The following is a 13,251-nucleotide window of genomic DNA, read 5'->3' on the forward strand; positions in this document are numbered from 1 at the left end:
CCACCCTACTCAAGCCCGAACGGACTGGTCACCATCTTGCCGATCACGTAAGCGGCGCCTGCGGCTACGGCTGCCAATGCGATGTCTCTCTGCTCTTCCGGCGTGGGCTGCCAGACTTGAATGCTGACAGGCGCATGAACGGTCGCCGGTTCATGTCCTCTTGGAGCTCTGTTTGACTGATTGCGCGTCCACCAGCCTATGACCCCGTTGTACTGCTCTCCCGTAAACGGCGACTTCACGCGAGACCGTGTCGATTGGGCGACCAATTGCTTCCTCGGATTCAATGGATCCATGGTCGCGATCTGGGGCAGATCGTGACCACGCCGGACGATCCTTCCATTTTTTCGCTCCTCTTTCTGAAGCACCCTTATGTAACGATCAAGCTCAGCCGGTGCATCCTTCTCCGCCGTTTTCGCGGACTTGACTTCCCAAATGAACACATAGTCGTCCCAGTACACGACGACATCTGCTCGGCCGTCAGTAGCCTTTCCCTTTCCCGCTCCCTTGATTTGATACTCGGTGAACACCTGAACATTTGGGTTCATCCAATACAGAGCCCGCAGGTAGGCCGCAACGGCCTTCACAGCCGCGTTGTGGCGGATGGTGTCCTCGCGCATAGCGGCAGGGTCGCGCCCCTCTCTGCCCGCCGTGGCCGCTCCACCGACTCCGCTTGCCCGGGTCCCATCCCCTCCCTGAGAAGCACCCTGAGACGCGCCCACAAAGCGTTTGGGGTTGTCCTTAGTGCCCCCTGTTCCTCCGATCGGATATCCCTCGCCACAGCTCATGCACAGACCCGTGGGATCGGAGTTCGAGACCGGGCTGTTGTTGGAGTACGCATACCCGTTCATCTGCAGCGGGTCCGCGATGTCGATGATGGGGTCCGCCGAGATGAAGCGGCCCGAGTTCTGGTCGTACTCGCGGGCGCCGATGTGGGTGAGGCCGGTGGTGGTGTCCTCGATGCCTACGCCGATGTAGCCGCGTTTGTTGGGCCATGACGCCGGCTTCGGGCCGCGGAGTTCGCCGTAGGGCTTGGCGGCGCGGCGGGTGACCGCCTGGCCGCTCGCCAGGGCGACGGCCGTGTTCGCCGTGCCCAGGTGGTCCGCGAGGAGGGCCGAGAGCTGGTGGCCCGTCGTCGCGCCGCTCGTCGTGGTGCGGGTCACCGACGGGGCGCCGGGCTGGGCATAGGAGCGGGAGGCGCGGGTCACCGCGCCGGCGCTGCCCGTTGTCACCTCTGTCTCGCCCAGGTACAGGGTCGAACCGGAGGGGGAGTTCTCCAGGAGGCGGTTGCCGGTGGCGTCGTGGACGTATGTCGTCTTCTTGCCGCCGACCGTGATCGATTCGGGCTTGTTCTCCGAGGTCCACTTCAGGTCCTGGGGCCCGGCGGCCAGGTCGCGGACCGTCGTGTTGCCCACCGCGTCATACGTGTACGTGCTCCCCTGCCCCGCCGGGCTGGAGGTGATCGACGTCATCGTGTGCGGCTGCTCGGTGGGGTTGTAGCCGTACGTGAAGGTGAGGTTCTTGGTCGCGTCCGCCGGGTCGGCCTCCGTCAGGGTCGCGCGGTTGCCCAGCCAGTCGAAGGTGAAGGACTGGTGGTAGGCGGTGGCGCCGGAGGCGACCGTGTTCGCCGCCGGGGCCGTGGCCGCGAGCGTCGACTTCAGCGAGGTGTCCGGGGCCGAGGTGTCCGTCGCCGTGTCCGGAGCGTCGGCCACCGGGCCCGACGAGGCCGCGTAGTCCTTCCGCGGGCCCCACGTCGTGCCGTTCGCCGACTTGCAGCCCGTGCCGTCGCCGGCGGGCGCGATGTTCGACGTCCAGGCGTTGACCAGCTCACCCATCACGTCGTACGTGAAGCACTGGGTGTCCCACACGGAACCCGAAGCGTCCGACAACTGACGGGCGTTCGAGGTGATGACCCCCGACTTGTCGTACGCGTAGGAGCTGTCCGAGATGCGGTGCGGGCCGGCGGTCTCCCGGTCGGCGACCGTGCGCTGGAGACGGCCGGTGTAGGGGTCGACGAAGTTGGTGGTCCAGACTCGGTTGGGCTGGGAGCCGGACACCGTGCGGAGCGGTTCGCCGTACGGTGAGTACGTGACGTCGGACGTGTACCAGGCCAGACCCGACGTCGACTCGGTCAGACCGTCGCTGTTGTAGCGGGTGACGACCTTCTCCTGGGCCAGACCGCCCACCGACGGCAGCGTGACCGTCTGCGGCTTTCCGGTCTGCGTGTACGTGTACTTGTACGCGTACGTGCCGGCGAGCCCCGCCGTCATGGTGTTGGCCGGGATCACCGTCTCGGTCCCCGTCGGGCGGTACTCGGTGTCGTAGCCGGTGACACGGCTGATGTAGTCGCCGTTCACCGTGTGCCTGGTCGAGGCGACCGGCTGGCCTAGGGCGCCCGACAGTGAGTCGTACGTGAAGGACTTGACCGGCGTGCTGTTCTCGGAACCCTCACGGACGAACTCGACCCGGCCCAGCTCGTCGTACTCCGTGTACGTCGTCCGCTGCTCCGCGTCCGTGACCTTGTACGGGCGGTCCGCCTCGTCGTACCAGGTGTCCGTCTTGCCCACGTCCGGGTCGGTGGTGGAGGTCACCCGGCCCCGGGCGTCGTACGTGTACGTCCACTCGTTGCCGGCGGGGTCGGTGACGCTGGTGCGCAGGCCACGCGCGTCGTACCCGTAGGTGGTCGTGCGTCCGGCGGTCGTCGTGCTGTCGGCCGAGTAGTGGGTGATCGAGGTGACCCGGCCGAGCGCGTCCGTGAAGGTCCGGGCCCGCGGCGACGTGGAGCCGACCGGGTCCACGTACGTGCTGGTGTCGCCGTACTCCGTCCTGGCCGCATGCACCATCTTCTCGTCGTGGTACGTCGACTCGCTCACCGGCCGTTCCAGGCCGTCGTACCGGAACTTGACCCGGCTCGGGACGAGTGACTTCGACTTGGGGGCGAAGAGTTCGGCGGCCGGCTCACCCTTGGCCAGGTACGCGCTGGTCTGCTCGTCCGTCAGGCCGTGATCGTTGTATGTGGTGTCCGTGATGACGCGGCCGGGACCATGCGCCTCCGACTGGGTCTGGACCTGCCGCATCAGGCCGTCGAAGATCGTCACCTGACTGCTGTACGTGCCGTCGTCCTTCAGCGTCTTGGTGGTGACGGCGGCGGGCCGGGCCTTGTCGGACGTGGCAATGGCCGGCTGGTAGGAGATCTCCACGTTCGGCGACTTGCTTCCCGAGGAGCGGGTCGGCGACCAACCCTTCAGAAAGCGTCCGAGGGCGTCGTACTCGTTCCGGATGACCCGGCCGTTGGCGTCGGTGACCGTCAGCGCCAGGCTGCGGCCCGGGTCGAAGGTCGTGGTGACGGCGTGGCCCTTGGCGTTGATCGCCTTCACGGAGGTGACGGGGCCGCCCGCGTCTCCGGGCGTGTACTGCATCTCCGTCGTACCGGCCCCCGGCTTGGCGACGGTCCGGACCCGGCCCAGCGGGTCGTACGTCGTCTTCGTGACCACCGAGTACGAAGTCCCGGTACCGTCCACGCCGGCGGAAGCCGTGACCAGCCCCTTCGTCGGGGCGTCGCCGTACGACTGGTTGTCGTAGGTGGTGCGGGTCGCCTTGATCAGCTTCGTGGCCGGGTCGGCGATGTCGTGGGCCGCACAGGTGGTGCCCGTGGTGCGCTGCTGCTTGGGCAGGCCGATGATCCACGCTGACGTGTTGTGCACGTACGACGTCCTCGTGCAGATCTGGTCGGAGAGGGCCTCGCCGGAGCCGTCGGGCTTGACCACGGCCGTCTCGACCTGGACCGGGATGCCGTACGTGTCGTCGACCGTCGTCCGGGTACGGACGGCCTGCCAGCTGTCGTCGACCTTCTGGATCTCGTCCGTGCGCTCCACCCCACTGCGGTGGGCCAGGAGCGGATCCATGTCCGTGCCGTCCTCGGCCTCACGGGACCGGGAAGCGGTCTGCTTGGACCAGGGGTAGTTGAGGATGCGCTTCTGAGGCGTCCCCTTGTCCGAGTTGAGATAGGTGAGGCTCTCCGCCGTCATGCCCGCGTACTGCGGCTCGTCGTCGGTGACGAGCGTGTACTTGCCCGTGGAGTCCTTGACTTCACCGCCGACACCCTGGAAGTAGCGCGTCTCGGAGTACGACTGTGCCTGCGGCGCCGCCGCCGAAGAGGCTGTCTTGCTGCCCTTGGTCACCGCCACCTGGCGGTAGCCGCGCCAGACGTTGTGGGTGCGCAGGGACGGACGGGTGAACTCGTCCTCGGACTTGGCCCAGGCGGGGCCCGCGTAGTCGTACGTCGTGTGGATGAGCTTGCCCCGCGGGGTGACCTTGTCGTTCTCGGTCACGGAGTCGACGACGTACTTGTTGAACCAGGATTTCGCGGGCTTCTTCTCGTCACCGTCGGGCGACCAGCGCACCGGGTAACACGTGCCGTTGTTCTTGCCCTTGTCCTCCGACGGCTCGCTCGCGCAGCCGCCCTTGTACTCGACCTCGATGTCAGCGCCGTGCTCGGTGGCGACCGTGCCGATGCGGGGACGGGTGAAGGGCGGGCGCTGATCCTTCGGCCCGCTCGACACCAGGTTGGGAAGCTGCCGGTCCTTCAGGCGAGCTTTCAGGGGAGACGAGGAGCCGACCGTGTACTCGCCGAAGCTGACGCCGTCCTTGTGTTGGAGGGTGCCGGTGGTGTCGCCGGGGGCGAAGCCGCGCCGGGTGATCGAGTTCAGCCAGAGGCCGGGGGAGGTGTAGTACCAGTCCTCGGGGAAGGACTGGTGGAGTTCGTAGGTGTCCACCTTGCCCAGGCCGGTCTGGCCGGCGCGGGCCGCCTTCGTCGTCACCGAGTCGAGGCGCAGTTGCGTCCAGAAGGATGGGAAGGCCGGGCACAGTTTCGACGTCGACTTGCAGTTGAGGTTGCCGGGGGTGTCCCACCAGGGGCGGTAGGCGCCGGGGTCGGAGGTCTTGGCGAAGTTCGCCGCGTCGCAGGCCGTGGCCGACTTCAGGCACCTCTGCGCCACACCGAACTCGACGGTCGCGGACGGCTTGGTCAGGTCCGCGTGCATGCCGTACTCGATGGTCTTCGGGTAGGCGTAACGGTCGTACTGCTCGGGGGACTTGAACTTCTTCTTCACGGCGTAGTGGTTGATCTCCTGCTTCCAGGTGACGACCAGCGTGTTGCCGTGCACGTCGACGACCTTGTCCAGGCCCCAGCGCCAGGCCTGCTTCTTTCCCGCGCCGCAGCGGGAGTCGGCGAAGGCGGTGGCGTGGCAGGGTTCGCCCGGGTGGTTGCCGAAGACGGGGACGGTGGAGACGGAGTCGGTGTCGGCGTGACCGCCGCCGACCTGGTTGAGGCCGTAGTAGTACTTCGTGCCGTCCGTGGTCGTGACGATCCAGTACTCGCCGTTGTTGTCACCGTTGGTGCCGCCGACGCGGTGTTCGATCCGGGTGCCGTCGTCGCTCTCGGAGCGGTAGATCTCGGTGTCGGTCTCGGGTTTGCTGCCGGAGGCCGCGTCCCGGACCAGCTCTGTCGTCTTACCGCCCAGGGACATCACCGCGTTGTACGAAACCCAGCACAGGTCGGATGTCTTGTCCTTCTTGGCCGTGTTGTTGGCGGTGCCGGACTTCATCTTCTTGCGGTCGTCCTGGCAGGCGCGGTAGCGGCGCTCGATGTGACCGGCGTCGTAGTCCCAACCCTCGCCGATCCAGGAGGACTGGGGGGAAGCGACGGCCGTACGGCCGTCCACGGTCTGGGAGTTGTAGGTGAACTCGATGTTCGGGGCCGGGCCGGCGGGAGCCGCCGGAACCGTCAGCGGGTACGACCAGGTGAACGCGCCGGACGAGCCACCCGCCGACCACTTGCCGCTGGAGGCGAGTGGCGTGGCCTTGAAGGTGCCGCCGGCACCGCCGCCGGAGTCGACCGCCCCGACGACGGCCGAGTCGCCGGTCGCGGCGACCGGCGTGACCCCCACGCCCGAAGTGCGGTAGGCCGCCTGGGCGATCGACGGTCCGTCGTTCGCGAGCTTCTCGGCCGAGGCCGGGGTGACGGTTCCGTCCGCAGCCGTGTCGACCGTGGCGGTGATCGACTGGCCCTGGAAGTCGTTGGTGGTCTCCAGCTCCTCGTACTCCTGGCAGGCCTCGTCGTCGGGCGTGGTCAGGTAGCACTCGGGGAACTGGACGAAGCGCAGACGGGAGGCCCAGTCGGCGCCGTACAGGTTCTTGAACTTCGCGTAGTCGAGCTTGACCGAGACCGGCACGGAGCCGGTCGCGGGAGCCTGGACCTTCATCACCGTGCCGTCGACACCCTGGGACACGGCGGCCGCGCGGTCGTAGACCTGGACCTGCCAGGTGCCGGTGGGGGCCGTCTGGTCCGGAGCCTGGCCGAGGCTGATCGGGAGCCCTTCGACGGGGGTCAGGGCGATCTGCGGGGCGGTCGTGGCCGCGCGTGCCGACGCGGGTGTCGTGCTGCTCGCGGCGGAGCCGAAGTCGACCGATCTCGTGGCGGCGGCCGGCACCGTGACCGTGTTCGTCGGGGCCTGCTGCAGGTCCGGCGGGACATCGACCTTCAGCGTTTCCAAGTCGGGCTCGGAGACCTCTCCCGCGACCGTCTCGTCCTGGTCGAGCGTCTCCAGGGTGAGTGTCTCGCGGCCCTTCTCCGCGGTCGCCGGGTCGGGCGGCAGCGCGAACGACTGCGCGGGCAGCAGGCCTACGAGCAGGGCCGCTCCGACGGCGGGTACGACGGCCGCGCGGACACGGCGCAGCCGACGAGTGCGGACAGGCGAGAAGCGACCGAACACGGCGAGGTCCCCCCGGACCATTCGAGGCGGGACCAGGAACGGACCACGCGTGATGGCGTATCAGATACGGGAGATTCTGTGTCGGTCTTGTGGAGTTCCGCTAGATCACCTGTGCGGATGTGATGATCGACACGGTACGTAACGGATCGTAACGGTAGGTGAAGTTCCATTCTTCGTTTACCTGAGGTACCGGAATCCGTCACCTGTCTGCCGTGAACCGCGCAATTCACCGGTTCCCTTCGCAAATACGCACCTATGCGGGGGAGTTAAGGAGCGATCTGCCGCCCTATATGCCAATAGGGCTCAGCCGGAAGGCAGTTACCACCTCCGGCTTCCAACCACCTTTACGTGGCTTCCCTGTGTCCGACTCAATCAATTCCCTCCGCTTGCGAAGCGTGACGGCAGCCCGCTCTTGAGCCATCATCGGCTGGCCCGGCCGAGCCCTGTCCCGTGCCGGTTTCCTGGGGGGAAGGGGAACTCGCCCGATGACGCGCAAGGAGCGCAACCGGCGTCACGTACCCGGCGGACGGACGATCGCCGTCGTACTCACCGCGGCGCTCGCCGCCACCGGCATCGCCTTCGCCGGTCTCGGTCTGGACGAGCCCGGCCCACGCGACCGGTCGAGTGACGCCCGGAAGGCGAAGCCGGTCACGGAAGCCGCCGCGCTCGCGCGGGCCGCGAAGACCGGGAAGCCAGTCGAGGTCACGGCACTGCGCACCGCCCGGTCCACCACATGGGCGCGCTCCGACGGCTCGATGGCCAAGAAGCTCTACGCCTCCCCCGTCCGGGCCAAGGTGGGCGGCCGGTGGAAGGACATCGACTACGACCTCCGTCGCACCGAGAACGGCTGGGAGCCGAAGGCCACCAACACCCGGATGGTGTTCTCGGCCGGCTCCGGGGCGACGCGCGACGAGGGGGAGCGCGCCTCCCGGTCCACAGTGCAGCGCGTCTCCCTGCTCAAGAGCCTGAGTACGGCCGCGGTCGACGCGAGCACCCTGGTCACCCTCACCGTCGACGGCCACGACATCCAACTCACCTGGCCCGGCACGGTACCCGCACCGGTCATCGACGGCTCGCGCGCGCTGTACCCGGAGATCTTCCCGGGCGCCGACCTCGTCCTCACGGCCGACGACGACGGCTTCGCGCAGTTGCTCGTCCTCAAGAACCGGCAGGCGGCGGCCGATCCGCGCGCCCGGCAGCTCACCTACGGCATCACTTCGACGAGCCTGTCGTTCCGCCTGAACCCCCTCACCGGTGTCCTCGCCGCCGAGGACGCGGACGGCGAGGAGGTCGCGCTGTCGCCGACGCCGCTGATGTGGGACAGCAGCGGCACGCCGGCGGTCACCGACGGCTCGGTCGGCGCCTCCGCCCAGCCGACCGACGACGAGAGCCCGGACCCCGTCGACTCGTCGAGCCCCACGCCGAGCGACGACACGACTCCCACCGAGGAAGAACTCGTCGAGACGGACGAGCAGATCGACCCGGACCCCGAAGAGCTCCCGGTGGCCACCGACGGCCCGGGGCCCACTCCGTCGGACTCCCCGCCGCCCACCGCCCCGGCCGAGCCGACGCCCGAACCCTCCCCGACCGGCTCGGCGGCCACCCTCGGCCTGGCCGGGCTCGACGGCCCCGCCCCCGACTCGCGTGGCGAACTCGTCGAGGCCGACCTGTCGGGAGCGAACTGGCTTCTCACCCCGGACCAGGATTTCCTCGACGACCCCGCCACCACGTATCCGGTCTTCATCGACCCGTCCGTCAAGAAGCACATCCAGGACTGGACCACCGCGTACAGCCGGCACCCCAACGCTACGTTCTACAACGGCAAGGGCTTCAACAAGGGCGGTACGCACGAGGCCCGGGTCGGCTTCGAGTCGGACACCTGGGGCACCTCGCGCTCGTACTTCAACATGGACTTCGACAAGGACCTCAAGGGAACGAAGATCGAGTCGGCGAAGCTGTACATGCTGGAAACGTACTCCTGGTCGTGCAGCGCCCGCTCGATGAGCGTGCATGTCACCGGCAAGGTCAACGGGCGTACCAACTGGAAGAACGCGCCCAAGCTGCACGACGGCAACAAGGTCACCACCAAGAGCTTCGCGCACGGCTACAAGTCCAGTTGCGGAGACGCCTGGGAAGGCTTCAATGTGCGGTCCGCCGCGCAGAAGAAGGCCGACGAAGGGCGGGACACCATCACGTTCGGAATGCGGGCCCGGGACGAGGATTCGCAGTACGCGTGGAAGAAGTTCCAGGCCAACGGCGAGAACCCGCCGGTACTGGAATTGATCTACAACCGCAAGCCCAGTGCGCCGACCTCCCTCGACCTCGGCCCCGACGCCAAATGCACCACCACTCAGCCCTACGCCCGGATGGGTTCGGGAAGTCTGACCTTCACCGCGAAGGCGTCCGACAAGGACAAGAACCTCGATTTCCTCGACTTCGACCTGTGGCCGCACGGCAAATGGGCGACGACGGGTGACCTGCTGGGCGCGACCGGCAAAGTGTCCGTGGGATCGGACAAGGGCACGGCGCTCAGGACGACGAAGGAGTTCTCCACCAGCAGACTGACCAACGGCACGCTCTACTCCTGGCGGGTGCGAGCCTGGGACGACGCGGAATCGTCCTCCCCCTTCTCCCCGGCCAAGACACCGTGCCGCTTCGTCCTCGACACGGCCGCGCCGAAATCGCCCAAGGTCAGCTCCACCGACTTCCCCAACGCCGACGGCGACGAGAACGGCTTCGGCAGCGGCGCCGACGACTCGAAGTGGAGCACCAAGAAGTTCGGCACGGCCGGCACGTTCACCGTGCGTGCGCTCAACACGGATGTCGTGCGGTACGAGTACGGGTTCAACGCGCCCAGCTATCCCTTCCACCTGGACCGGAAGGCCGGTACCGCGACCACCGTCAGCGCGACGCTGACGAACGCCAAGCCGCCCACCGCCGGTCCCAACGTCCTCTACGTGCGAACCGTGGACGGCGCGGGCAACGTGTCGCAGCCCACGAAGTACTTCTTCTACGTCAGCCCCCGCGACCAGGCCGACTCACCCGGCGACTTCACCGGGGACAAGCTCCCGGACCTGATGGTCGTCACCGACGCGGGCAATCTGGCCCTCTACCCCTCCCAGGCCACCAACGACCTCGCCAAGGGCTCCGGTGACCTGGACTACTCGATGGCCGGCGCCTACCGGTCCAACCCGGCCAAGGATCCGAACGGCGACGACCTGCCGCCGTATGTCGCCGCACCCTCCGGCCACTTCAAGGGTGCCCTGATCACCCACAACGGGGACATCTACGGCGGTGACGGCCTCCAGGACCTGGTGGTGCGCGTCGGCGGCAAGTTGTGGGTGTATCCCGGCGACGGCTACGGTGCCGTCAACATCGACAAGCGCGTGGAGATCCTGCTGCCCGACGGGGCGCCCAGCCCGGCCTCGCTGACGCAGATCGTGTCCACGGGTGACGCCACCGGCGACGGCCGTACCGACTTCTTCGCCACCGCGGGCGACGAACTCTGGGCTCTCACCGGCTACCACGGCGCCACCATCGACCAGGCGATCCGTCTGTCGGGCTCCGCCTGGACCGAGCGCGACATCGTCACCGTCCTGGACATCACCGGCGACGGGGTGACGGACATGGTGTACCGCACGGACGAGTACGCCCAGCTCATGCTCCGCAAGGGCAAGGCGGCGGGCGGTGGTGGCACCGATCTGGAGTCCCTGTCCTCCGAAGCCGACTCCTCCGGCGGCACCGACCTCGAGTACGGTTCCGCCGGCTGGTCCAACGCCAACATCCCGCTGCTGATCGGGACCCCGGACGCGAACGGGGACACCGTTCCCGACGTCTGGACGGTGCGTTCCGACGGTTCGGTCCGCTTCTACGCCGGTGGCAAGACGGTCCTGGCGGGCTCGGGTACGGAGATCGTGGCTTCCGCGAGCTACTGGAAGACCCGGATCGCCATCGGTTGACCGGCAGCGAGGGCGGGGAGGGGGCCGGCCGCGGGAAGCCGCGGCTCGGCCTCCTTTCCATGCCCCGGCCGCGTGGGCACGTGCTGTCGTTCCCGCGGTCGTACCAGCCGACGCTCTAATCTGACGACATGTCAGACAAAGAGTCATACGCATCACATGCATCACACATGTCGCACGAGTCGTACGACCTGCTCGGTTTCGACAACGTCCTCCTCCCCGTCGGCGACCTCGGCGAGGCCGTCTCGTTCTACGAGCGGGCCGGCTTCGAGGTGGGCTTCCGGCTGGACGAGGCCGGGATCGCGGGGCTGAAGGTCGGCAAGGAGACGCCCGGACTGCTGCTGCGGGTGGAGGAGGAGCTGCGGCAGCGACCGCCCGTGTGGGCGTCCGCACGGGTGTGGCTGGAGGTGCCCGACGCGCGGGCCGCCGCGCGGGACCTGACGGCGGCGGGGGTGCCGCCGCTCGACCCCCCGTTCTCCGTCGCCACCGGCTGGACCGTCGAGTTCGCGGACCCCTGGGGGAACGTCATCGGGTTCACGGACTACAGCAAGCGGCCGGAGCTGGCCCGCACCGGATGATCGACTGATCGGTTGAACGTGTTCAAAAACAGCGCTACAGTCCTCCCCGGGACGCTTTGAACGCGTTCAAGAATGTTGCTGAGGGGTGGGGACATGGATCTCACGGTCGTCGCGTACGTCGTGTATTCGCTGGTCAGCGTGGGGCTGACGGTGTGGGTGGCGCGGACGTTGAGCAGGAACGGGCGGATCTTCCTCTCGGACGTGCTGCGGGGGAACGAGGCGCTCGCGGACGCGGTGAACCACCTGCTGGTGGTGGGGTTCTATCTCGTGAACCTCGGGTTCGTGGCGCTGTACCTGGACGCCGACGGGGCCATCACCAGCCCGCGTGAGGTGTTCGAGGCGGTGTCGGCGAAGCTCGGCGTGGTGCTGCTCGTGCTCGGGGTGCTGCACCTGGGGAACGTCTTCGTGCTGAACAGGTTCCGGCGGCGGGGCGTCATGGAGCGGGAGCAACTGCCGCCGGTCGCGCCGCAGGCCTGGGCCGCGCCGCAGGGCTGGAGCGCGCCGACGGGGCAGGTATGAGCACCACGGCCCAGGCGGCCACCGGGGACCGGGGCGCTGAGCGCGTCCCGGTCCGCGGGCTCACCGTGCTGTACGACGCCGGGTGCGGACTGTGCGCCTTCCTGCGGGACTGGCTGGGCAGGCAGCGCCAGTTGGTACCGCTGGGGTTCGTGGCGGCGGGGTCCGAGGAGGCCCGGCGGCGGTTCCCGTCGCTCGACCACGGGGCGACCCTGGAGGAGATCACGATCGTGGGCGACGGCGGGCAGGTGTACCGCGGGGCCGCCGCCTGGATCGTGTGCCTGTGGGCGCTGCGTGAGTACCGGCCGCTCGCGCACCGGCTGAGCACCCCGGCGGGGGCCCGGCTCGCGCGCACCGCCGTCCTCACCGCCGCGAAGTGGCGCGGCGCCCACCGCCAGCCCGGCTCGGGCTGCGGGAGCGGCGGGGCCGAGCTGACGGGATGGGCGTACGACCGGCGGTACGGGTGGCTGTACCGCCCTCCCGGCGGCTGCGACACCGGTACCCGCGCGACTCGTTAGGCTCTGCCCGTGGCCGCACTGAACGACAACCCCAGCCCAGAGCCCGGCGCCGACCAGCCCGACGCGGGGGCCGGCGGCCCCAGGGACGGCGCGGAGCAGCCCGGTCCCAAGGGTTCCGCCAAGTCCGAGCAGACCCGTGCGCTGATCCTGCAGACCGCGCTGCGGCTCTTCCAGGAGCGCGGGTACGACAAGACGACGATGCGGAGCATCGCCAAGGAGGCCGGGGTCTCTGTCGGGAACGCGTACTACTACTTCGCCGGCAAGGAACACCTGATCCAGGGGTTCTACGACCGGATCGGCGCCGAGCACCTCACGGCGGTGCGGCCCGTGCTGGAGCGGGAGAAGGACCTGGAGGCGCGGATCGCCGGGGTGCTGAAGGCGTGGCTGGACGTGGCGGAGCCGTACCACGAGTTCGCGGCGCAGTTCTTCAAGAACGCGGCCGATCCGGAGAGCCCGCTCAGCCCCTTCTCCCCCGAGTCGGAGGGGCCGCGCGAGGAGTCCATCGGCATCCACCGCGAGATCCTCGCCGGGTCCAAGGCCAAGGTCCCGGACGAACTCCGGGAAATCCTCCCGGAGTTGATGTGGCTCTCCCAGATGGGGCTCGTCCTGTACTGGGTCTTCGACCGGAGCGAGGGGCGCGCCCGCAGCTACCGGCTGGCCGAGCGGGGGGCACGCCTGACCACCCGGGGCGTCTCGTTGGCGCGGTTCCGGGCGCTGCGGCCGCTGGTCCGCGAGGTGCACGAGCTGTTCACGGACTTCCTGCCGGGGATGACAAAGGGGGCGCCGGAGGGGGTGCCGGGGCCGGGGGGCGAGGGGCGAGGGGTGGAGTGATCACTTTCGGGTGAACGAAGTCGAACGGGACACCTGGTTCCGCTCCTGCCTACGATGATTTTCTCGACACCAGCCCACGGGA

Annotated in this window: 6 protein-coding genes; 5 read left to right on the forward strand and 1 reads right to left on the reverse strand. The window is 68.5% G+C overall.

The features are described from left to right. Positions 1-5 precede the first annotated feature (5 nt). Positions 6-6,770: an RHS repeat-associated core domain-containing protein gene (locus tag ACZ7MG_RS08450; protein ID WP_471385591.1), complete on the reverse strand. Its 6,765-nt coding sequence runs from the start codon at positions 6,768-6,770 to the stop codon at positions 6-8. Positions 6,771-7,255: 485 nt separating this feature from the next. Between ACZ7MG_RS08450 and ACZ7MG_RS08455 the strand changes: the two genes are divergently transcribed. From ACZ7MG_RS08455 to ACZ7MG_RS08475, 5 genes are all read left to right on the forward strand, one after another. Beyond that, complete coding sequence (locus ACZ7MG_RS08455) at positions 7,256-10,729, forward strand: DNRLRE domain-containing protein (RefSeq protein WP_471385589.1); 3,474 nt, start codon at positions 7,256-7,258, stop codon at positions 10,727-10,729. A 167-nt stretch (positions 10,730-10,896) separates the two neighbouring features. After that, positions 10,897-11,304 carry a VOC family protein gene (locus ACZ7MG_RS08460; protein ID WP_471385588.1) on the forward strand — a complete coding sequence of 136 codons (408 nt, stop codon included), beginning with the start codon at positions 10,897-10,899 and terminating at the stop codon, positions 11,302-11,304. A gap of 93 nt (positions 11,305-11,397) precedes the next feature. After that, positions 11,398-11,823, forward strand: a complete 426-nt coding sequence (locus tag ACZ7MG_RS08465; protein WP_471385586.1) for a hypothetical protein — start codon at positions 11,398-11,400, stop codon at positions 11,821-11,823. Further along, a complete protein-coding gene (locus ACZ7MG_RS08470) occupies positions 11,820-12,338 on the forward strand; it encodes a thiol-disulfide oxidoreductase DCC family protein (protein WP_471385584.1) in 519 nt (172 codons plus the stop codon). Before ACZ7MG_RS08465 ends, ACZ7MG_RS08470 begins: the two co-directional genes overlap by 4 nt. A gap of 18 nt (positions 12,339-12,356) precedes the next feature. Next, entirely contained in the window at positions 12,357-13,169 is an 813-nt protein-coding gene (locus tag ACZ7MG_RS08475) for a TetR/AcrR family transcriptional regulator (RefSeq protein ID WP_471385663.1), read from the forward strand. The last annotated feature ends 82 nt before the right edge of the window (positions 13,170-13,251 follow it).

This window comes from Streptomyces sp. NPDC107538 (assembly GCF_055657445.1).

Coding starts and splice junctions, on each gene's coding strand:
- ACZ7MG_RS08465 (WP_471385586.1), top strand. CDS start 11,398: ATGGATCTCACGGTCGTCGCGTACGTCGTGTATTCGCTGGTCAGCGTG.
- ACZ7MG_RS08470 (WP_471385584.1), top strand. CDS start 11,820: ATGAGCACCACGGCCCAGGCGGCCACCGGGGACCGGGGCGCTGAGCGC.
- ACZ7MG_RS08460 (WP_471385588.1), top strand. CDS start 10,897: ATGTCGCACGAGTCGTACGACCTGCTCGGTTTCGACAACGTCCTCCTC.
- ACZ7MG_RS08455 (WP_471385589.1), top strand. CDS start 7,256: ATGACGCGCAAGGAGCGCAACCGGCGTCACGTACCCGGCGGACGGACG.